Source organism: Compostibacter hankyongensis, assembly GCF_039541075.1.
GTDB lineage: Bacteria > Bacteroidota > Bacteroidia > Chitinophagales > Chitinophagaceae > Compostibacter > Compostibacter hankyongensis.
The window spans coordinates 68,820-89,819 of record NZ_BAABFN010000021.1 but is presented as its reverse complement, the minus strand read 5'-3'; the positions used below and the strand labels follow the sequence as shown (position 1 = coordinate 89,819).

The following is a 21,000-nucleotide window of genomic DNA, read 5'->3' as shown; positions in this document are numbered from 1 at the left end:
TTTGCAGTCATACCGGTAGTGGCTTGAGGTATTTCTTAAACTGGTTTAAGCAGCGGGGCAGGCGGCTTCGGTACCTTTGCAGTATAAAATCATTGTCATGAAACGTCTTCTTATCCTGAAAGCGGCGCCTGCCGCCTATGAGGCCATGATGGGCCTGGAAAGCTATCTGCAAAATGCCGGTATCAAGCCGGAACATTATGACCTGATCAAGATCAGGGCATCCCAGATCAACCATTGCGCCTATTGTATTGATAAGCACACCCGCGATGCCCGGGAGCGCGGTGAACGGGAACAGCGGATTTATCTGTTAGATGCCTGGCGCGAAACCGATCTTTTCACCGACGAGGAACAGGCCATACTGGCGCTTACAGAGGAGATTACGCTTATCCATAAAGGAGGCGTATCCGAAGCGACCTATACTAAGGCCGAGCAGCTTTTCGGAGAAAGCTATCTTGCCCAGCTATTGATGGCTGTTGTAACGATCAATGCGTGGAACCGTATCGGGGTGACTGCCGACATGGGCCGGCTTATAGAAAAGAAATAGGTCCTTGCCAGATATGAAATGGCCGAACGGATCAGAAATAACCGGGGTTTTGGGTCATTTTTGTGTTGATATCCACTTCCGGTTGCGGTATGGGAAACAGGAGATTGTGCTGGTCGATGACATACGCGTCTGAGGAGAGGAAGGGTTGCTCCTGCTTGATCACTTTACCAAAGTCGTTGATTACTTGGAGGGCTCTGCCGGTTCTGAGCAGGTCGGTCCACCGGTGGTTTTCAAAAGCAAGTTCCACCCTGCGTTCATGGAAAATAATGTCGCGCAGCTTATCGGAGTTGGTTTCGGTGATATCAGGCAGGCCGGCGCGGGTTCTTACCTTATTGAGGGGAACGAGGGCTTCGCCCGATTTTCCCTGCTCGTTCAGGGATTCGGCCAGGAGCAACAGGGCGTCGGAGAAACGGTAGACCGGGAAGTCGTCGCTTGATCCTGTTGTAGCCGGTAAGGGGGCGTGGAGATACTTCTTGATATAAGGAACGCCGGTTTTACCAGGCGAAGGGGTATAGCCCGTCACAGGCTGGATCGAAGAATAAGTGAAATAATTGCTGGCGTTGTAAGTGCCTTCGATGATCCCTATGGAAGCGTCCAGCCGCTTGTCCCCCGGTTCAAAAGCCCTGATCAGATCGGATGAAGGAGTATTCCATCCCCCGGTTCCGGTATTATTGATGGATATTCCTGTGAGCAGCCTGGTATCGGTGCTTCTGGGCAGGAAATGAAACGACAGGACGTTGGGCGTGGAGCCGGTTGCATCTCCTCCCAGATACTGTATTTCAAAGATAGATTCCCGGCTGTTCTTGTTGGCGGGGCTGAAGGCATCGGCATAGTCGCTGTTCAGATCGTATCCCATAGCCGGCAGGGTATTCAGCAAGGTTGCCGCCTCGCTCCATTTTTTCTGTACCATATATACTTCTGCAAGAAGGAGGGTCGCCGCTCCTTTGGTCGCCTCTCCCGTTTGCGGAAATTTGGCAGGGGGCTTCAGCTCCCGGATGGCATCTTTTGCATCGGAGATGATCTGCTGGTATACTTCCTCTTCCGTGGCCCGTTCCCTGAAAGCATCTTCTGCCTTGGCGATTTCATGGAGGAACAACGGTACGCCGCCGTATAAGCGGACCAGCTTGAAATAGTTCAGCGCCCTGAGGAACTTCACCTGCCCGTCCAGTCCGGCTTTTACCGAATCGGCAAAATTGGCGGCCGCCAGGCGGTCAATGACAATATTACAACGCGAAATGCCGGTATAGCTGTGTTGCCAGGTGGCATTTGCATAAGCATTGGTAGACGTATTGGTGAAGTCGGAAATGTTTTCCCGCTGCACGATAGCCGTGCCCCGGTTACCGGGTATGGGCTGGTAAAGGCTGTTGTCTGAATGCATTTCAGACGTAAAATAGTCGTTTACCAGCACGTCCCGGAGGGGAGCGTAAGCGGCGACAACGGCGGAGCGAAACTGGGCTTCGGTTTTATAGAAATTCTCTGCCGTATAGGAGTCCTCGGGAGTCAGCCGGATAAAATCTTTTGAGCAGGATACGGTCAGTAGCGCTATCAGTGCTATAACAGGAAGTGACTTTTTCATACCGGATAATCGGTTTATTTAAAAGTTGTGGTAAAACCTAATGAAAAGGTTCTGGGTATGGGGTAGGCATTTTCATCAATGCCGACTCCTGCGGTCTGGTCTGCTCCGCCTACATTTACTTCGGGGTTCATGCCCGAGTAGCCGGTAAGCACAAATGCCTGCTGGACGGAGAAATAAACCCGCAGCGTGGAAAGCAGGCTGTTCCTCACCGGAACGGTATAGCCCAGCGATATATTTTTGGCGGCAAGATAAGAGCCGTCTTCTATCCACTGGGTGTTGACCGATCTTCCGATTGCCGTGGTCCCGGTTTTGGTACGGGGATAGATGCCCGATCCGGGGTCTTCTGTCGAGCGCCAGTGATCGAGGGCGGCGGCCAGGGGTACCCTGGAGCCGTCCATGTTGGTCTGGTACGCCCATTTGGCCGCATTCAGGATCTTACCGCCTACAGAATAGGTCATGTCGATATTCAGGTCAAAACCCTTATAGGAAAAGGTGTTGACCAGTCCGCCGGTGAACGTGGGAGTGGGGTCCCCGATAAATGTCCGGTCGTTTACGTCGTCGATCACCCCGTCGTTATTGATATCTTTTACCTTGATCGTGCCTACATCCGAGCTTCCGTTGGGGTTGGCCGGCGTGCTCTGGTATTTGGCGGATTGGGCCAGGTCTTCCGCATCCTTATACAGCCCGAGGAATACGAAGCCATAGAATTCCCCCAGATGATGACCTACCTGCTGCCGGTAGTAATCCGAGGTGACCGTGTTGTTTCTCCTGATAAAGCCCGGATCCACCAGGTTGGTGATCAGGTTCCGGTCGAACGACAGGGACAGGCTGGTATTCCAGGTCAGCTTTCCTTCCAGGTTTTTGGTGTTGATGCCGATCTCATGTCCCCACATCTTGAGTTCGCCGACATTGTAGATGATCTGCGAGAAGCCGGAAGAAACGGGAATAGCACGCTGTTGTATCAGACCGTCTGTGAGCTTATGATAATAATCATAGGTGATGTTAATCCGGTTATGCAGCACGGACAGCTCCAGACCGATATCCAGCTGTTTGTTCCTTTCCCATCTCAGGTCGTTGTTGGCCAGGCGGTTAATGGTCTGTCCCTGGGTAATGACCTCATTAAAGTTATAGTAATAGGTGCCGATCGTGGCCTGGGGATCGTAGTTCCCGAAGAAGTTATTGCCCGTTATCCCGTAGCTGGCGCGTATCTTCAGGAAATCCAGACCGCGGATGTGCTGCATAAACTTTTCATCGCTGATCACCCATCCGGCAGAGATCGATGGGAAATTCCCCCACTGTCTGTCGATACCAAAGCGGGAAGAGCCATCCCGTCGGAGGGCGGCGGAGAGCAGGTATCTTTTACGGAAGTTGTAGTTGATGCGGCCGATATAGGAAAGCAGCGAGTAGGCGCTTGCCCCGCTGCCGCCGGTGATGTTTGTGGCGTTGTTCAGATAGGGAAGATCGTCGCTGGAAAATCCGAGACCGGTCAGGTTATTGCTGTAGGTGCTGAACTTCTGGGCCGAATAGCCGGCCAGCACTTCGATCTCGTGATCGTCAAAAAAGGTTTTATGATAGACGAGGTTGGCCTCTGCAGTCCAGGAGCCGTTGTCGACTGCCGAGCTGACTCCTTTTGTCTGTCCCTTTGTACCGGCCACCTCTCCGGACTGGAAATATTTTCTGGTTTCGGCTCCCTTGTCTATACCCAGGTTTGTTTTAAGGATTAACCCGGGCAGGAATTCATAGTTGAGATAACCATTGCCCAGTATACGGGTCGTATGGTAGTCGTCGTTAGTCAGCTCATAAGTGGCCAGGGGATTGATATACGATACCATGCCGGGGGAATAGACATCCCTTCTGAAGGAGCCGTCCTCATTATAAGGAGAGAGGAGCGGGCTGGCCTCGAAAAAACGCTCAAAGAGGCCGCCGACGCCGTCGGTGGACATCCTGTTGTTATGATCGATCCGGTAGCTGGGCGCAAGGTTAAAACCCAGCTTGAGCTTATTATCGCTTAAGCTGATATCCTGGTTGAACCGGGCCGAAAACAGCTTTGTACCGTTGTTGATGATCACGCCCTGTTGTTCCTGGTACCCGAGGATGACCGTTGAGGAAGAATGTTCCCTTGCGGATTGGACGGTAAGGTCGTAGCGCTGAATGGGCGCCGTACGGGTCATCAGCTTATACCAGTTGGTGCCTTTGCCGTACTGATCGGGGTTATCATAGGCTGCATGATAATCATCGGAAACCTTATATCCGGGTTCGTATTTGAGGCCGTCTTCACCCCTTTCTTTCATAAAAGTGGCAAACTGCCGGGCGTTCATAACCTTGGGTAGCTTCCCGGATGGGATCTTCTGGAGTCCGTAATACGCCGAGAATTCCACTTTGGGTGCGCCGGACCTGGCGTGTTTTGTGGTGATCAGGACGACTCCATTTGCCGCCCTTGATCCATACAGAGAGGTTGCCGAAGCATCTTTAAGAAAGCTGAAGCTCTCTATTTCTGCAGGGTTGATGTTATTGATACTGCCGGTTATCGGCGTGCCGTCAATGACAAAGAGCGGCTGGTTGCTGGAATAAAAAGAGGCCGCTCCGCGTACGATGAATCCGATGCCCCGGCCCGGTTGGCCGCTGTACTGAGACACCTGCACTCCGGCCACCTTTCCCTGCAGCTGCTGGCCAAACTGCATCACGGGCATGTCCTGTAATTGCCCTGCATCCACCGTGGCCACCGCTCCCGTAACTTCCCGGGCCTGCTGCTTGCCGTAGCTGACCGTGATCTCTTTCAGCTGGGCGCTTGCGACGTTGAGGCGAATGTCCAGCACGGTAGGAGCCTCCTGTTTTACTACAATATGCGGCAGGTCGGTCCTGGTATATCCCACAAATGTTGCCGCTACCGTATAGGTGCCCTCAGGTGCTGCGATATGATAGCTGCCGTCGGCGCCCGACTGGGTACCGTATCCGGTACCCGGAATGAAGACCGTTGCGCCGGCCAGGGCTCCGTTTTCACCCGTTACTTTTCCGGTAATTACGCCGGTTTGCTGACCCATCGCTATTTGGCATAGGCACAACATACATAACAATGGCCATAATCTCCTTGCAAGCTGCATAGGTAGGTAGTGCTTGTTCATCATCTAAAAATGGATTGGATATAAAAGCAGGATCGTAGGTTAGTATGCTCGACCTTGATCCGAGGTTGTTTTTTTATGGTAGGAGGAAAGCTCATTCCGGCCGCAAAGGTGGTGCGGCAGTGTTACGGGAACTTTATCCCATTATTAACATTTTATGAGCTTTTTCCGGCGTCGCGCTTACAGAGGCAACCCTGCCGGCAGGGGGTAATCCCGGTTTGGCGGAATTGGTTAACTTAGCGCTTTAACTGATCTGTATTATGTCTATCACAAACGAAAGGGATCTGGCAGGAATGAGGAAGGTAAGTGAAGCGGTAGCGGTTACCTTAAAAGAGATGTGTGAATTTGTCCGGCCGGGCATGAGTACAAAAATGCTGGATGATTTCGGCGGCCAGGTGCTCGGCAGGTTCGGGGCAAGGTCTGCTCCCCGCCTTACGTATAATTTTCCCGGTCATACCTGTATCAGCCTGAACGGTGAAATTGCTCACGGGATACCGTCCGCAAACAGGATTATCCGGGAAGGCGATTTATTGAATATCGACGTCTCTGCGGAGCTGGACGGCTATTGGTCGGACAACGGCGGATCGATGGTCGTTGGCGAGGATGCCCGGCAGCTCTGCCCTTTGGTGGATATTTCGAAAAGTATCCTTAAAAAGGCGATCGGGAAGATCAGCGCCGGTGTGAGGATGAACGAGATCGGCGGTCTTATGGAAAAAGAGGCGAAGAAGAATGGATACAGGGTGATCAGGAATTTAGGTGGGCACGGGGTAGGTAAAAGCCTGCACGAGGAGCCTCACGATATTCTCAATTACCGGGACAGGTATGACCGGAGGCGGTTTAGAAAAAATACCGTCATTGCCGTTGAAACGTTCATTACCACAGCCTCCACCCTGGCCGTTGAGCTGCCGGACGGCTTTACGCTGATCGGGAACAGGGGAGGATATGGGGTGCAGCACGAGCATACGATCATCGTAACGGATGGTCAGCCGGTTATCCTGACGGCGCGCAACGGTATCTGATCTTCCCGTTGTTTGGATAAGCCGATTTTGCGTGGCGGCATTATTTTAACAGTGCCTCAGTAACAGCCACAATAGCTTCCCGGCCGGCGCCATAGGCTTCCCAGACTGCGGCACACCAGGCATGTATCATTTCGTCCCGTTGCGGTCCTGCGGGTACAGCTACGACTTCCGTAACAGTGATGCCGCCTCTTTTTGCCGGCAGCGAAATAAAAGGCCAGTGTTTTTTGTGCGCGGCCATCCGTTGATGGGCCTGCTGTATCTGTCTTCCGGTATAATTTTTCTCGATAAGCAAGTACAGTCCCGCCAGGGCAAACACAATGCTGATGGGCTTGGTGCCGGTTCCGGCCGTCTGGGCAATATAGGCGTCAACCGCATGCTGATGGATAAACGCCGGATCGGGATGGGAGAGGGTATAAAAGCACAGCTGGTTGTATGGTTCGTCCTGAGGCGGTAACATGAAGCAAAGATACAAATCTGATATATGACCGCCCGGCAGATCGGGCGGCCGTTATCTATAAGTCCTGCCCCGTTCCGTACTTTATCCCGGCCGTAGCCTTGTCCGTCGTGTCGCCCGGTTTATTTCTGCTGCGACAGGAAGGTGATCAGCGAGGCAAACTCCTCATAGGACAGGGAATTGGCCATTCCTGTCGGCATCATGGACGTTCTCAGCTCTTCCCGTTTCTGAATGCTCTTGGCCGGTATCGTATGGGCGGTGCCGGTAATATCGCGCAGCACGATATGATCCGCAGATTCATCCGTTACAAAGCCCATCAGGGTTTTCCCGTCCTTGGTGGTCACCTTCACCGTAGCAAAGCCCTGGGAAATGGAGGCATTGGGCTGCAGGATATTCTCGGCGATCTGCTTCCGGTTCATGATCGATCCGATCTGGCCCATAAACGGCCCTTTCATGACCTCGCTTTTCTTCAGGCTGTGACATACGATACAGCCCTGCTGCACAAAGATCTTTTTTCCCAGTGCAGGATCGCCTTTTATCTTGTCCATGGCCAGCATGATGTCTTCGATCGAGGATTTCCCGATCTGGCCCTTCCGCTTCCTGATCTTGTTCAGGTCCACCTTGGCAGCTTCCTCCTTGGGTGCGGCTTCCTCTTCTTCTCCGCCAAACTCGGTAATACCCAGCCTTAGCTTGCCGTTTAGATCAGCGAAGAACTGTTTCCCGGCAGCATTTGTCTTTTTCCATTCTTCCATCAGCAGCGCCTTGATCTTATCCGAAGATGCCCAGGTGGTGGACTTATAATACGGTCCGTGCGAATCGGGGCGGGTACTCCACCACCAGGTGCCGTCGTAAGGGGCCTCTTCCTTATACAGGCGGGCCAGCGTCGACAATATCTGGTTTTTCAGGGAACTGTTTCCGGCAGCAGGATAGGAGGCCAGCCGGTCATCCGGGGCTTCTTTCTGCCCGTTCTTATAAGCGGCTATCAGTCCGTCCACAGCTTTGGGATCATGCATATAGCGCAGGGCCCAGAGGGCCAGCGTGGAGTTTTTAGTGCCGATGGCCGCTACGCAGGCATCTGTTGCATGCAGCGCCACCAGAGCCCGCACGGCGAGGTGGGGCGGAATGATGTCCGGGTTCGGCGTGGCGTGGGGGCCTTCCTGACCTTTGGGAACCGGCGCAAAAGAGGCCGGCACGGGTACCTGCAGCAACGCCTGGGCGGCTTCCGGACGGCCCAGCCGTCCCAGGCCGATGATGGAAGCGATCTGTACGCGGCGGGAAGTATCTTTTAAACCGCTGAGAAAAGGCTCAATGGGGACTTCTTTTATAAAAGGCTTCCGGTCGGTCAGCGCACGAAGGGCATATTCCCGCATCTTTTCTTCCGAGCTCAGCTGCACCAGGTTTTGAACGGCGCTTTTTCCTGCTGCCTGCATGTAGGTATACATGCCGGCAATACGCGCATACACCGGCTGACTTTTGTCGGCGGCCAGCTTCCAGGCCGCTTCGGTAACATCTTTTTCCGGCCGGGTGAGCAGCTCCTGCTCGGTGTGCAGCCGTGTCACGGCGCTGGGGGATTTCAGCAGCTCTATAAGGTCATCTACAGAAGCTTTTTTAAGATCGGGGAAGGGTTTGTACTTCCAGTTCCTGGGGATGGCGCGAACCACAAATCCTTTGCTGGAATCTCCGGAAAAGCCGGCGCCGTCCCAGGCCGAAAGATAGAGCCGGCCGGAGCCATCCACGTCGAGATCGGTGATCTGCGGCAGCTTGATAAAGTCTTCCTGCTGCTGGGTGAAGCTTCCCTTATCCGGTGTCAGCCGGTGAATGTAAAGCTCGCTTCTTCCCCAGTCGGCCATCATCGGGACATGATTATATTTATCCGGCCAGTTGGGGTCGTCCATAAAGAGCGCGCCGGTGCCAGAGCCGCCGCCCAGGTCCACCAGGGCGGGTATGATCTCTTCGGTAAAGTGTTTGAACAGGACGGGATAGCCATATTCGCCCGACTGGATCTGATGGCTGAAGCGGATATTCCAGCCGCCGCCGTCGTTGGTATTATCCCGCGTATAGATGTTCATATACGGATCGATCGCCACATCATAGATATTGCGGGTGCCGTGTGTGTATTCCTCCATTTCCGTGCCGTCCGGCCGTACCCGCACGATGCCGCCGCCCAGCATGGTCAGCTTTTTTCCGTCGGTGCCTACCGCATCGTGAAATCCGAAATCGCCCACCGCAATATAGATCCAGCCGTCAATGCCCATACGGATGCCGTTGGTGGCATGGTCGGTGCCCCGGCTCTTTAGATAGGTCGGATTGCTCATATGCTGTACGAGTGGTTTGGGAGCGCCATCGGCCACGCCGTCATGGTCTTTGTCTTCGAATACGACCAGGTCCATACCGGTAGCCGTATCTCCTTCAAACTTTGTATGCAGCACAAAGAGCTTGTCGCCCATGGAAATGATTCCGCGGGGGTTATCTACCTGCGCATATTCGGTATGGCTGTCCAGGATGCCGTCGTTGTTGCAATCCACGAGCCGGATGATCATCCCTTTGCCGGGCGTTTTACCCAGCGAGCCGATCATGTCGACACCCACAAAAACTTCTCCCGTAGCCGCCATGGCAAGACAGGCCGGGCTGGGAGTGAGGTCCGGCCCCGTAAAGCCGGTGATCTCAAGGTCTTCCGGCCAGTGCAGCTTGGTCGCCAGCGAATCGATGGATGCCAGCGCTTTATTTCTTTCCTGAGGTTCGCATTTTTGTTGCTGGCTGTTGCAGCCCATAAGTAGCAGGATGGCGCAGGCGAGGCGTAGGGTGTTTTTGGTCATGTTGGTTCGTTGAACAGAAGCCTTAAAAATAATGATTTCCCGGGGATATCAAAAACTATTCCCCGGCCTCAATCGGACATTCAGAACGCAGGAAAGCGTTTTTCCTTCTTACCTTTGACGGGCAGGACGGCGTCCTGTGTATATTCAACACGCACATCAAGATCGTTGCACCATGCTGGGCATGCTTTCATTTTCGGGGATCCGGCTGAACAGAGTTGCAGCCGGCACGTTGTTTTTCCTGTCCGGTCTGTGCTCCTCCAGCTGGGCTTCGCGTATTCCCACGATACAGCAGTCGATGAAGCTGCAGGATATTGAAATGGGGAGCGTGCTGATGTGTATGCCTGTCGGTTTGCTGGCGTCGCTGCCGGTATCGGGCTGGCTGATCACCCGTATCGGCAGCAAAACGGTAGCCATCGTTTCCGCCGTGGTGTATGGCGCTGTCCTGGTGCTGTTGTCCCTGGCCCGCTCGCCGGTGCAGCTGGGCCTCGTCCTTGTTTTATTCGGTTTTTGCAGCAATATGCTGAACATTGCCATGAATACGCAGGCGGTAGAGGTGGAGCTGTTGTACAAGCGCTCCATCATGGCTTCCTTTCATGGCATGTGGAGCCTGGCCAGCTTTGCCGGCGCAGCCGTGGGTGCTTCCATGATAAAAGACGCTGTGCCGCCATGGATCCATTTCCTGTTTGTCGGTATTGCCATTGCCGCCGTCACCTGCCTGATCTATCGTTTCCTGCTGCCCTCGGATGTCAAACGCGACCTGCGTCAGCCGGTATTTGTAAAGCCGGATGCGGCGCTGCTGCAGCTGGGCATCATTGCTTTCTGCTCCATGATCTGCGAGGGGGCCATGGCGGACTGGAGCGGCATTTATGCCCGGAAGGTAGCGCAGGTGCGGGCGGAGGATGTGGGACTGGGTTATGCCGCCTTTACCGCTACCATGGCACTGGGTCGCTTCCTGGCCGACGGCCTGGTGCATCGTATGGGTACGGCCAGGGTGCTGAAGCTGAGCGGACTGCTGATTTTTGCGGGCCTGCTGATACCGGTGGCTTACCCGGCGCTGAATACAGTCATACTTGGTTTTCTGCTGGTGGGCGCGGGCACCTCTTCGGTAGTGCCGCTGGTTTACGGCATCGCCGGCAGGTCGGGAACGCTTTCCTCGGGTATGGCCCTGGCAGCCGTGTCCACCGTAGGTTATCTGGGATTTCTGTTCGGACCGCCGCTGATCGGGTTTGTCGCGGGATATACCAGCCTGCGTATATCCTTCCTCGTTGTAGCGGCCATGGGGGCCACGATCACCGTGATGACCACCCGCGTGCTTGCGGCCCAGCGTCCGTCCTGATGGCTGCTCAGGCCGTCATGGCCCGGCGGATCTTTACCAGCTCTTCGAGCAGTGGGGCCAGCAGGTCCAGCTGCAGCATATTGGCTCCGTCCGAAAGCGCTTTTGACGGATCGGGATGGGTTTCGATAAAGATGCCTTCGGCCCCCGTGGCAATAGCGGCTTTGGCGAGCGTGCCGATCAGCTGCGGGTTGCCGCCGGTAACGCCTCCGGGCTGGTTGGGCTGCTGCAGCGAGTGTGTGCAGTCCATCACCACAGGAGCCCCGTGGGCCTGCATCCAGGGAATATTGCGGTAGTCCACCACCAGGTCCTGATAGCCGAAAGTGGTGCCCCTTTCGGTAAGGATCACTTTGGAGTTGCCCTGTTGCTTTATTTTGTCCACCGCGAATTTCATCGCGGGCCCGCTTACGAACTGTCCTTTTTTTACATTGACCACGCGGCCGGTATCGGCGGCGGCAGTGAGCAGGTCGGTCTGGCGGCAGAGGAAGGCGGGAATCTGCAGGATGTCTGCATATTCTGCGGCGGTAGCGGCTTCGGCCGCGGTATGGATATCGGTGGTTACCGGCAGGCCATAGGTTTCTTTTATCTTTCCCAGCAGGCGCAGGCCGTTTTCATCCCCGATACCGGTAAAGGAGTCGAGACGGGTGCGGTTGGCTTTCCGGTAAGAAGCTTTGAAAACATAAGGAATATCCAGCCGGCGGCAGGTATCCTGTACGCTTCGGGCCACGGTATGCAGCAGCGCTTCGTTCTCCACTACGCAGGGGCCGGCGATCAGAAAAAAGCTACGGGAGCTGTAGCCTGCTCCCAGGAGGTCCTGTAAAAATTCCATGTCGCAAAATTAGGGTTTAGCCGTGGTAATGCGGGTAAAATTTACAGCCCCTGTGTTCCCCTGCCGTTTTTTGTGCGGTCTTGCTTTTCCCGTATGTTTGCCACAAAACTTTCAGACTATGGGTTATCTCAACAAGGAACGCATACTGGTCATCGGCGCCTGCGGACAGATAGGCGTAGAGCTGACGCTGGCCCTGCGCAAGATCTATGGGGAGGGGAACGTGGTTGCTTCCGATCTGCGGGACGAGCATGAGCTGCTGAAGGGAACGGGGCCCTATGTGTCTCTGGATGTGATGAACAAGGAGATGCTGCATGTGCTGGTGATCCGGCATAACATCACGCAGGTTTACCACCTGGCGGCCATCCTGTCCGCAACCGGCGAGAAAAACCCCGGGCTGGCCTGGCATATCAATATGCAAAGCCTGCTGCATGTGCTGGATGTGGCCAAGGAGGAATCCCTGCATAAGGTATACTGGCCCAGCTCTATTGCGGTATTTGGCCCGGGCTCTCCCAAGCAACACGCCCCGCAGCATACCATCATCGAGCCTACCACGGTATACGGCATCAGCAAGATGGCCGGGGAGCGGTGGCTGGAGTATTATCACAAACGTTATGGCGTGGACGTGAGAAGCGTGCGTTATCCCGGGCTGATCAGCTATAAGTCGGCCCCCGGGGGCGGCACTACCGATTATGCCGTGGAGATTTTCCACGAGGCGCTGGAAGAAAAACGGTACACCTGTTTCCTTTCTGAAGATACCCACCTGCCGATGATGTATATGCCGGACGCCATCCGTGCCACCATCGAGCTGATGGAAGCGCCGGCGGAGAAAATTACCGTGCGCTCCGCCTATAATATCTCCGCCATGAGCTTTTCGCCGGGAGAGATCAGCGAAGCCATCCGCAAGCATATCCCGGATCTTGAAGTGGATTATATACCTGATTACCGGCAGGAAATATCGGATACCTGGCCCCAGACGGTGGACGACAGCCAGGCCCGTGCAGACTGGGGCTGGAAGCCGCAATACGATCTTCAGCGGATGACGGCGGATATGCTGGTCAACCTCCGCCCGGGATTTCAGCTATCCGGCAGCGGTGCCGCCTAAAAGATCAAAAAGTATAAATATTGTGTCATTTTCTGCATGTCGGAAACGAAGGTTGAAATTAGATTTGCCGTAATTGATATTTTTAACTCCTAAATCCTCCATCATGTCTACGCGTCTACACTTCCCCCGGTCACATCTTCGGATGATCGTCAGCACGTCGGGATGACCGCTGCTTTTTTCCACTTAATGCACAACAGGCAACCATCCTTCCCGTAAGGGAATGTTCCAGGGTAAGGCCGGCTATTGCCCTTATGGGGTTATGGCTTACGCGCTGTCCTCTGGGGAGGACTCATGGGCTCCGGTATGCGTATCCGGCGGCGTTGAACGTCTGCCCCTGTAAAGTCTTGTCCTGTCGTGCAAAGGACCGCCTTATCGCTTAAACCCAAATCATGAAAAAATATGCTATCAACATTTACATGTGTGCTCGGCAGAGGGTTACTTCGTCTTTGTTCCCCCCGGAACCTGTTGTTCATCATATTACTTCCCGCATTGCCGGCCGCGGCTATCCTGCCGGCCGCCGGCGGCGCGCCATTGCCTGAGCCCGCCGGAAGATTCGCCGTGCCGGAAACCGGTTTCCCCCGCCTCATATCTGCTCCGCCCGAGGATACGGTGCATGGCACCGTGGCCGATGATCAGGGTGCGCCGCTGATCGGCGTAACGGTAAAGGTGAAAGACGGCAGCGCGGGAACCGTTACCGATCAGAACGGCCGCTACACGCTTGCCGTGCCCGAAAATGCGACTCTCGTCTTCACCATGATCGGTTTTGATACCCGCGAAGTGCCGGTGCAGGGCCGGCAGGTCATCGATATAAAGCTGGCGGCCGGCTCTAACCAGCTGGGCGAAACAGTAGTGGTGGCCTTCGGAACGCAGAAGAAGAGCGATATGGTCGGGTCCGTTACCACCATCAAACCGGGAGATCTCAAGATACCCTCCAGTAATCTTACCACGGCCCTTGCCGGCCGCGCAGCAGGGGTTATTGCCTATCAGCGCAGCGGCGAGCCGGGGAAAGACAATGCGGAATTCTTTATCCGGGGGGTAACCACCTTCGGGTATAAAAAGGATCCTCTGATCCTGATCGACGGCATAGAGCTGACCACTACCGACCTGGCCCGTCTGCAGGTTGATGATATTGCCAGCTTTTCGATCCTCAAGGATGCCACCGCTACCGCCCTGTACGGCTCGCGTGCCGCCAACGGCGTTATCCTGGTCACCACAAAAGAAGGCGCTGTAGGGAAAGCCCATCTTGCCTTCCGGGTGGAGAACTCGGTTTCCATGCCCACCCAGAACGTGGAGCTGGCCGACCCGGTGACCTATATGAAGCTGTCCAACGAAGCCACCCTTACCCGCGATCCGCTGGGTGTGCTGCTTTATTCCGACCGTAAGATCGAAAATACAGAAGCCGGCACCAACCCTTACGCCTATCCGGCCAACGACTGGCGAAAGATCATGTTCAGGGACTACACCATGAACCAGCGGTTCAACCTGAGCGTCAGCGGCGGCGGCGGCGTGGCGCGATACTATGTGGCCGGGTCCTATAACCGGGACAACGGTCTGATGAAGGTGGACAAGCGCAATGATTTTAATAACAACATCCGGCTGAACACCTATACGCTGCGCTCCAACGTAAACATCAACCTCACCAAGACCACCGAGATGGTAGTAAGGCTTAGCGGCACCTTTGACGACTATACCGGTCCGGTCGACGGGGGCGAGTTTATGTATAAAAAAGTAATGCGATCCAACCCCGCGCTGTTTCCGCCTTATTACCCCGTGGATGAGCTGCATAAGTATGTCAACCATATCATGTTCGGCAACTATAACGAGGGCACTTATCTCAACCCCTATGCCGATATGGTAAAGGGGTACAAGGATTATTCCCGTTCGCTGATGCTGGCCCAGCTCGAGCTGAAGCAGGACCTGAAGGCCATTACGCCGGGGCTCTCCATAAGCGGCATGGTGAACACCAACCGCAGCTCCTATTTTGATGTGAACCGGTTTTATAACCCTTTCTGGTACGAGCTGGCGGGTTATAATGAGCGGGAGGATGCTTATTTTACGATCAACATCAATCCTGACGACGGTACCAACTATCTGGGCTATAACGAAGGCCCGAAAACGATCAGCACCGCTTTTTACCTGGAATCCAGGGTAAATTACGACCAGGTCTTTGATAAGCACGGCGTCAGCGGCATGCTTGTTTTTATGGCGCAGACCCGGTTGGACGCCAATGCAGGCGATCTTCAGAAATCGCTTCCTTACCGAAATCTTGGCTTGTCCGGACGGTTCAGCTATGATTACGACAAGCGTTATTTTGCGGAATTTAACTTTGGCTATAACGGCTCCGAACGTTTTGATGAAAATCACCGGTTTGGCTTCTTTCCCTCGGTGGGGCTGGCCTGGACGATTTCCAATGAGGCGTTTATGGAAAGCCTGAAGCCGGTTGTCACCAACCTGCGGTTGAGAGCCACCTATGGTCTTATCGGGAACGACGCCATCGGAGATGCCGCCGATCGCTTTTTTTACCTGTCCAATGTAAACATGAACAACCCGGCAAAATCTGCGACCTTCGGCCGCGATCCGGGAAGCCTTTTTACACAGAACGGTATCTCCACCAGCCGGTATGCCAACAACGACATCACCTGGGAAACCTCCACACAAAAGAACATTGCCCTGGAGCTGGGATTGTTTGACAAGTTCACGTTGAATGCGGAATATTTTTCCCAGTACCGGGATCATATCCTGATGACCCGCGCCTCCATTCCGCTGGCCGCAGGATTTGCCGCGCCCATCAGGGCCAATGTGGGTGCCGCGACAGGCCAGGGTGTGGATATCTCCGCGGACTACAAGCAGTTTTTTCAGAACAGCCTTTGGATTTCGGGCATGGGCAACTTTACCTATGCATCCAGCAAGTACAAGGTATATGAAGATCCCGAATATATAGAACCTTACCGGTATCATGTCGGTAATGCTATTTATCAGACCTACGGATATATTGCCGAAAAGCTCTTTATAGACGATGAAGAAGCGGCAAACTCGCCCCGGCAGAATTTTGGTATGTACGGCGGCGGAGATATCAAGTTTCTGGATGTGAACCGCGACAACCAGATCACCGAAGCGGATATGGTACCCATCGGTAATCCCACCCTGCCGGAGATCGTCTATGGCTTCGGGTTTTCGATGGGCTACAAGAATTTTGACATATCCGCGTTCTTCCAGGGTCTGGCCAATGAATCTTTCTGGATAGATGCGAAAGCAACGTCTCCGTTTGCATCCTACCGCTACCAGAGCGAAATAGACAATAACCAGCTGGTCGGCGTGACGCTGCAGAACCAGCTGCTAAAAGCCTATGCGGACAGCCATTGGTCGGAGGATAACCGGAACGTGTACGCCCTTTGGCCCAGGCTAAGCCCGACCATCAATGAGAACGATGCCCAGACCAGCACCTGGTTTATGCGGGACGGCTCTTTTCTGCGGTTGAAGCAGGTTGAGATCGGGTATACCCTTCCGCGGAGCCTGCAGAAGAAGATACGCACCTCCACCTGCCGCATCTATGTGAATGCCAGCAACCCCCTTATCTTCAGCAAATTTAACCTCTGGGATGTGGAAATGGGGGGTAACGGTCTCGGCTATCCCATACAAAAGGTGTTCAACATCGGCCTGAACCTGACCTTTAATTAACCGGGATGCTGTGCAGTATCCATTCTGATAAACCTTCTGCCGGTTATTCAAAACACAAGATCATGAAGAAACCTCTCATTACCGGAATTTTTATACTCATTATAATATCAGCGCTCAGCTCCTGTAAACAATTTCTGGATGTGGTGCCGGATAATGTCGCCACGCTGGATAATGCTTTCGCCACGCGCAATGAAGCCCAGAAATTTTTGTTTACCTGCTATTCCTATATGCCCAATGACGGCGATCTGGCGGATGATCCCGCCCTGGTCGGCGGCGACGAGCTGTGGCGGTTTGCCACGGAGGGCGCCTATTTCAATATCGCCCAGGGGTACCAGAACGTGGTAAGTCCGTACGGGGACCGCTGGGGTACTTATTTTCAGGGCATCCGGGACTGCAATATCTTTTTGGATAATGTGGACAGGGTGCCGGACCTGATGGAAACGGAAAAGCGGCGCTGGGTGTCCGAGGTGAAATTTCTGAAAGCGTATTACAACTTTTACCTCGTAAAGATGTACGGGCCCATTCCCATCATGAAAGAAAATCTGCCGGTAAATGTGAAGGCAGACGAAGTGAGGGTCTCCCGCGCACCGGTAGACTCCTGCTTTGAATATATTATAACGCTGGTGAACGAAGCGATGGGGGACTTGCCGCAGACCATCGACGATCCTACCAACGAGCTGGGTCGCATCACCCGGACGATCGCCCTCGCCTTTAAGGCGGAGGTGCTGGTGTATGCCGCCAGCCCGCTGTTCAACGGCAACACCGACGAAGCCCGTCTCAAGAATCCGGACGGAACGCAGCTTTTTAACCAAACCTTTTCCAAGGAGAAATGGGACTCGGCCGCCGTTGCCTGCAGGGAAGCGATCGAAGCCTGCGAGCAGCTGGGCCTGAAGCTGTATAAATACCAGCCGGCCTTTCAGCAGTTTGATCTTTCCGATACCATTATGACCCAGCTGAGCATCCGGAACGCTATCTGCGAACGGTGGAACAGCGAGATCGTCTGGGCCAATACCCAGACCAGCACCGTTTCCCTGCAGGCGCTGATCACGCCCCGCATGAATCCGAAGAACCTGGATATGACGGCCGTGCACGGACAGCTGTCCCCACCCCTGAAGATCGCGGAGCAGTTTTATTCGGATCATGGCGTGCCGATCGCGGAAGACCGTACCTGGGGCTATGCAGAACGGTACGATCTGCAGACGGCCGGGGACAGCGACAAGCTGTATGTGCGGAAAGACTATACCACCGCCCATATGAACTTCAACAGGGAGCCCCGGTTCTATGCCGATATGGGTTTCGACGGCGGCATCTGGTACGGACAGGGCATGTATGACGACAAGAAAAACCTGGACCTGTATTATCTCGAAGCCAAGTACCGGCAACGGAACGGCTACGGAAAGCCCGGCTTCAGCACCATTACGGGCTATTTTCTCAAAAAGCAGGTGCATTACCAGAACGTGCTGGCCAATACCGGCAATACCTATTCGGTAACCGATTATCCCTGGCCCATTATGCGTCTTGCCGACCTGTACCTCCTGTATGCCGAAGCGCTGAATGAAGCGGAAGGTCCGGGTCCCGAGGTGCTCAAGTATGTGGACCTGGTGCGTGAACGGGCCGGTCTGCAGACGGTACAGGATTCCTGGACCCAATATTCCAATAACCCTACCAAGTTCGCTACACAAAATGGGATGCGGGAGATCATCCAGCAGGAACGCCTGATCGAGCTGGCCTTTGAAGGAAAGCGATTCTGGGATCTGCGGCGCTGGAAGAAGGCGGTGGACGAAATGAACAGGCCCATACAGGGCTGGGATCTCCTCCAGGAGCTCCCGTCTGCTTACTACCGGCCGACAATGATCTTTCAGCAAACCTTCAGCCTGAAGGATTATTTCTTCCCGATAAAGGAAAGCACGATAACCAATAACAGAAACCTGGTGCAGAACCTGGGCTGGTAATTCCGTCATTCATATGCGATACGTCTAAAAAGAATAACCATGAAAAGATTGTTATATATAGCTGCCGGTCTCCTGCTTTTCTGCTGCTGGACGGGCTGTAAAAAAGAGGGAAGGACCGATTATCTCGATAAAAATGCCGCGGCTCCCGCCCAGGTGCAGGATATAAAGATAAAATCCACTCCCGGGGGAGCGCAGCTTACCTACCGGCTTCCGAAGGATCCCAACTTCTCTTATGCCAAGGCTGTCTATGAGATCCGCCCCGGCGTGGTGCGTGAGGCCAAAGGCTCCGGCTATACCGATACGCTCCGGCTGGTCGGTTACGGGGATACCCTTACCCATGAAGTAAAGATCTACAGCGTCGGAAAGAACGAAAAGGAGTCAGCCCCGGTTTCGCTTCAGGTAACGCCGCTGACCCCTCCGGTGCAGTCCGTCTTTGACAGCCTGACCATGAATCCTACTTTCGGCGGGGTTCAGGTATCTTTTGAGAACAGCTCCCAGGCCGATCTGGCCATAGAGGTTATCCTGGATACTACCGGCACGGGGACCTGGTCCACCGTATCCACCTTTTACACGGCGGCGCCGGAAGGCAAATTTTCCGCCAGGGGTTTTGACTCTACCCAAAAGACGTTTGCGGTATTTGTAAGAGATCGCTGGAGCAACAAATCCGATACGCTGGTCAAATCCCTGTCGCCCATCTTCGAACAGCCGATCCCCAAGAATACCTGGAAGGCCGTACATCTTCCGGGCGATACCTGGACGCCGGCAGAAAGCTATGTACAGGAACATCTCTGGGATAATAATATTGAATTTGCGGGCATCTTTGCCTCCACGAATTCCTCATCCCTGCCGCAGTCGTTTACGATAGACCTCGGCCAGTCGGTGGTGATCAGCCGGGTCATGGAGCACCAGGCGCCCAGCAGCCATTTTTATGCCGGTTCGGCGGTCAAGAAATTTGAGCTTTATGGATCCAACGACCCCAACCCCGACGGCTCCTGGGAAAGCTGGGAGCTGCTGGGCACCTTTGAGTCCTTCAAACCTTCCGGACTGCCGACGGGCAGCACCACCGAAGAGGACAAAAATTACGGCTGGTTTCAGGGCGAGGACTTTTCCTTTGACCATCTTTTGCCTGCATACCGCTACATCCGCTGGAGATCGCTGGAAACCTACGGCAGCTCCGGCCAGGTGGTGATCGCAGAACTGGATATATGGGGACAAGTGAAGCCCTGAACCCTTTCATGAAAAAATTAAATCCGGAAAATGAAACCGAGCATGATAATATTTATCACACAGGGGAAATCCGCTGGCGGATTCATGAACGCCATTAAAAAACGGACAAGACTGTGAATAATGTTAATGTGCGAGGTTCCATCTGACCATTGAAAAGACAAATATTAACAGATGAAAACAAAGCTGTTTTGTTCGATAATGATAGTCGGCCTGATCGCCGGGATAGCGGGCTGTAAAAAGATGGACCGCACCTTTAAGGATTTTGTGGTGCCGGGCGGACTGGTCTATGCGGAGAAGGCAAGCTCTCCGCTGGTATATGCCGGTTATAACCGCGTTAAGATATCCTGGCTAAGAGGCGCGGATCCGAACGTGACAAGGGCGCGTATTTACTGGGACAATTATGAGGATTCCGTGGACGTGGACATTCCACCTGCTGCGGATACGATCAATACCCTTATTGATAACCTGCCCGAAAAACCTTATACCTTTATTGTGATCACCTATGACGATAAGGGAAACGCTTCCGTACCGGTTGAGCTGCACAGCGCCTCGTACGGGGAAAAGTATCAATCGCGTATCCTCAGCCGGCCGGTGAATGTAAGCCTGCTGCATGCAAATGGAACGCTGACACTGCAGTGGGGCGGTGCGGATATTTCAAACGGAGCCTATGCCACGGACGTGAATTATACGGACACGCTGGGAGGGGCAAGGTCGGTACGGATACCTGCTACCGAAGCGGTCAGCGACATTGCGGATATCAATACCTCGAAAGGGTTCGAGTATCGCACGGTATTTCTGCCGGACTCGCTGTGCATTGATACTTTTTATACCGATTTTCAGAAAAACGGGCTTTTGCAGCTGGATAAGAAGGACTGGAAGGTGATCGCCTTTTCCACCGAGCATCCCGGTGCGGAAAACATGGCTACAAATGTAATAGACGGGAAGCCCGAAACGCGCTGGCATACCTGGGTGGATCACTCCACTTATCCGCACTTTGTTACCGTGGATATGGGCGGTTCGCATGCCATATCTACCTTTGAGATCTTCCGGATGAAGGACGACGACCGGGCCTGCAATACTTTCCGGCTGGAGGTCAGCACCGATACTACCGCGGGCTGGACAGACCTTGGGGTATTTGACTTCAACCGTAACATCAACGACGGGCAACGTTATACTATTCCCACTCACCCGCAAGGGCGCTATTTCCGGTTTACGGGTCTGACGGGTCCCCTCGCTTATATGGTTACAGGAGAGATCACGGTATATCCCTACACCGGAGATTAGGAAGTATGGTTGGATCCGGTAAGGCGATGCTTACCGGATCCTTTTTTTGTACCCGGATGTCGTTTCA

At 54.0% G+C, this 21,000-nt stretch carries 13 protein-coding genes; 8 read left to right on the top strand and 5 right to left on the bottom strand.

Annotation, left to right across the window (positions count from 1 at the left end; all coding sequences use genetic code 11):
- Window positions 1-97: 97 nt before the first annotated feature.
- Complete coding sequence (locus tag ABD851_RS15700; RefSeq protein ID WP_344981035.1) at window positions 98-544, top strand: carboxymuconolactone decarboxylase family protein; 447 nt, start codon at window positions 98-100, stop codon at window positions 542-544.
- A gap of 31 nt (window positions 545-575) precedes the next feature.
- Here ABD851_RS15700 and ABD851_RS15695 read toward each other — a convergent pair whose 3' ends face one another.
- Together ABD851_RS15695 and ABD851_RS15690 are read right to left on the bottom strand one after the other, a co-directional pair.
- Window positions 576-2,120, bottom strand: coding sequence for a RagB/SusD family nutrient uptake outer membrane protein (locus ABD851_RS15695; protein WP_344981032.1), 1,545 nt, complete (start codon window positions 2,118-2,120; stop codon window positions 576-578).
- Between the two features lie 14 nt (window positions 2,121-2,134).
- Window positions 2,135-5,161: a SusC/RagA family TonB-linked outer membrane protein gene (locus ABD851_RS15690; protein WP_344981030.1), complete on the bottom strand. Its 3,027-nt coding sequence runs from the start codon at window positions 5,159-5,161 to the stop codon at window positions 2,135-2,137.
- A 338-nt stretch (window positions 5,162-5,499) separates the two neighbouring features.
- Between ABD851_RS15690 and map the strand changes: the two genes are divergently transcribed.
- Window positions 5,500-6,258: a type I methionyl aminopeptidase gene (gene map / locus ABD851_RS15685; protein WP_344981027.1), complete on the top strand. Its 759-nt coding sequence runs from the start codon at window positions 5,500-5,502 to the stop codon at window positions 6,256-6,258.
- A 40-nt stretch (window positions 6,259-6,298) separates the two neighbouring features.
- Here the strand turns inward: map and ABD851_RS15680 are convergent, their stop codons facing one another.
- Together ABD851_RS15680 and ABD851_RS15675 are read right to left on the bottom strand one after the other, a co-directional pair.
- Window positions 6,299-6,715, bottom strand: a complete 417-nt coding sequence (locus tag ABD851_RS15680; protein ID WP_344981025.1) for a DUF5946 family protein — start codon at window positions 6,713-6,715, stop codon at window positions 6,299-6,301.
- Window positions 6,716-6,834: 119 nt separating this feature from the next.
- A complete protein-coding gene (locus ABD851_RS15675) occupies window positions 6,835-9,528 on the bottom strand; it encodes a DUF7133 domain-containing protein (RefSeq protein ID WP_344981022.1) in 2,694 nt (897 codons plus the stop codon).
- Window positions 9,529-9,700: 172 nt separating this feature from the next.
- Between ABD851_RS15675 and ABD851_RS15670 the strand changes: the two genes are divergently transcribed.
- Window positions 9,701-10,864, top strand: coding sequence for an MFS transporter (locus tag ABD851_RS15670; protein ID WP_344981020.1), 1,164 nt, complete (start codon window positions 9,701-9,703; stop codon window positions 10,862-10,864).
- 7 nt (window positions 10,865-10,871) lie between these two features.
- On the opposite strand, the gene kdsA is transcribed toward ABD851_RS15670, so the two are convergent.
- Window positions 10,872-11,690 carry a 3-deoxy-8-phosphooctulonate synthase gene (gene kdsA / locus ABD851_RS15665; protein ID WP_344981017.1) on the bottom strand — a complete coding sequence of 273 codons (819 nt, stop codon included), beginning with the start codon at window positions 11,688-11,690 and terminating at the stop codon, window positions 10,872-10,874.
- A gap of 118 nt (window positions 11,691-11,808) precedes the next feature.
- On the opposite strand from kdsA, the gene ABD851_RS15660 reads away from it, so the two are divergent.
- The 5 genes from ABD851_RS15660 (at window position 11,809) to ABD851_RS15640 (ending at window position 20,933) form a co-directional block, all read left to right on the top strand.
- Window positions 11,809-12,792, top strand: a complete 984-nt coding sequence (locus ABD851_RS15660; protein WP_344981015.1) for an NAD-dependent epimerase/dehydratase family protein — start codon at window positions 11,809-11,811, stop codon at window positions 12,790-12,792.
- Between the two features lie 465 nt (window positions 12,793-13,257).
- Window positions 13,258-16,470 (top strand): SusC/RagA family TonB-linked outer membrane protein, encoded by a 3,213-nt coding sequence (locus tag ABD851_RS15655; protein WP_344981012.1) that lies wholly within the window; start codon window positions 13,258-13,260, stop codon window positions 16,468-16,470.
- Between the two features lie 62 nt (window positions 16,471-16,532).
- Complete coding sequence (locus tag ABD851_RS15650; protein WP_344981009.1) at window positions 16,533-18,422, top strand: RagB/SusD family nutrient uptake outer membrane protein; 1,890 nt, start codon at window positions 16,533-16,535, stop codon at window positions 18,420-18,422.
- Window positions 18,423-18,461: 39 nt separating this feature from the next.
- Window positions 18,462-19,649, top strand: a complete 1,188-nt coding sequence (locus tag ABD851_RS15645) for a DUF5000 domain-containing lipoprotein (RefSeq protein ID WP_344981007.1) — start codon at window positions 18,462-18,464, stop codon at window positions 19,647-19,649.
- Between the two features lie 171 nt (window positions 19,650-19,820).
- Window positions 19,821-20,933: a DUF4998 domain-containing protein gene (locus ABD851_RS15640; protein WP_344981004.1), complete on the top strand. Its 1,113-nt coding sequence runs from the start codon at window positions 19,821-19,823 to the stop codon at window positions 20,931-20,933.
- The last annotated feature ends 67 nt before the right edge of the window (window positions 20,934-21,000 follow it).

Bases quoted from the DNA above. Each gene is read 5' to 3' on its own strand.
- ABD851_RS15650 (WP_344981009.1), top strand. From the start codon at position 16,533: ATGAAGAAACCTCTCATTACCGGAATTTTTATACTCATTATAATATCA.
- kdsA (WP_344981017.1), bottom strand. From the start codon at position 11,690: ATGGAATTTTTACAGGACCTCCTGGGAGCAGGCTACAGCTCCCGTAGC.
- ABD851_RS15695 (WP_344981032.1), bottom strand. From the start codon at position 2,120: ATGAAAAAGTCACTTCCTGTTATAGCACTGATAGCGCTACTGACCGTA.
- ABD851_RS15700 (WP_344981035.1), top strand. From the start codon at position 98: ATGAAACGTCTTCTTATCCTGAAAGCGGCGCCTGCCGCCTATGAGGCC.
- ABD851_RS15670 (WP_344981020.1), top strand. From the start codon at position 9,701: ATGCTGGGCATGCTTTCATTTTCGGGGATCCGGCTGAACAGAGTTGCA.
- ABD851_RS15680 (WP_344981025.1), bottom strand. From the start codon at position 6,715: ATGTTACCGCCTCAGGACGAACCATACAACCAGCTGTGCTTTTATACC.
- ABD851_RS15675 (WP_344981022.1), bottom strand. From the start codon at position 9,528: ATGACCAAAAACACCCTACGCCTCGCCTGCGCCATCCTGCTACTTATG.
- ABD851_RS15690 (WP_344981030.1), bottom strand. From the start codon at position 5,161: ATGGGTCAGCAAACCGGCGTAATTACCGGAAAAGTAACGGGTGAAAAC.
- ABD851_RS15640 (WP_344981004.1), top strand. From the start codon at position 19,821: ATGAAAACAAAGCTGTTTTGTTCGATAATGATAGTCGGCCTGATCGCC.
- ABD851_RS15660 (WP_344981015.1), top strand. From the start codon at position 11,809: ATGGGTTATCTCAACAAGGAACGCATACTGGTCATCGGCGCCTGCGGA.
- map (WP_344981027.1), top strand. From the start codon at position 5,500: ATGTCTATCACAAACGAAAGGGATCTGGCAGGAATGAGGAAGGTAAGT.
- ABD851_RS15645 (WP_344981007.1), top strand. From the start codon at position 18,462: ATGAAAAGATTGTTATATATAGCTGCCGGTCTCCTGCTTTTCTGCTGC.